This window comes from Oleiphilus sp. HI0061 (assembly GCF_001635675.1).
The window spans coordinates 1-767 of record NZ_LWFE01000375.1 but is presented as its reverse complement, the minus strand read 5'-3'; the positions used below and the strand labels follow the sequence as shown (position 1 = coordinate 767).

Annotated in this window: 1 protein-coding gene; it reads right to left on the bottom strand. The window is 44.5% G+C overall.

The window, feature by feature from the left end:
- Positions 1-673 (bottom strand): S9 family peptidase (locus A3735_RS05155; protein ID WP_156499416.1); only part of this gene is annotated, 673 nt, incomplete at its 3' end.
- Positions 674-767 lie beyond the last annotated feature (94 nt).

The window sequence follows — 767 nt, the reverse complement described above, 5'->3', positions numbered from 1 at the left end:
GGTCGGCAGTATCTAAGCTTACAAAGCTTTTGGGGTGCATGGCTGCTTTGTAGATTTTTTCTGCTTCGGGTATGTCGACGGTTAAATCGATAGGTGAGTGCAGAACTAATAAAGCTTTATTGAGGCTTTTGATGTGGTCGGTGGTTTGGTTTCTAATGTCGTCTAAAAATTGTTTTTTGATGGTGAACTCACGCGGGCCTAAATTCACTTGGGCCTGGCCATCTTGTTCTATGTTGTCTAATTTTGCGCCAAAGTTTTTTTCAACATGGCTTGCTTCAAAAGGTGCGGCAATAGTGACGACGGCTTTTACTTCTGGTAATTCGCCTGCCATGGCTAACACCGCTGCGCCGCCTAAGCTATGGCCAATAAGTAGTTCTGGGGCTTGGTAGTTTTCTTTTAGGAAGTTTGCCGCTGCGATCAAATCTTCTGTGTTTGAGGAGAAGTTGGTATTGGCAAAATCACCATCGCTATTGCCTAAGCCAGTAAAATCAAAGCGAAATACGGCAAAGCCATGTTGAACTAAAAATCGGCTGATGCGAGAGGCGGCTGCAATGTCTTTGCCGCAAGTGAAGCAATGAGCGAATAAGACGTAGGCGCGAATGGCTTGGTCTGGGGTTTCAAGTAAGCCGGCTAGATTTTGCCCTTGGCTAGGAAATTCTACTTTGGTTCTCATGTTCGATCCCTTTTGAAAAGCTAAAATATAAAAGTCATTATTCTTTTCTAGTTAGATAAGTCCTCGTTGGAGGGTCAGGGACAAAGCTTGCCTC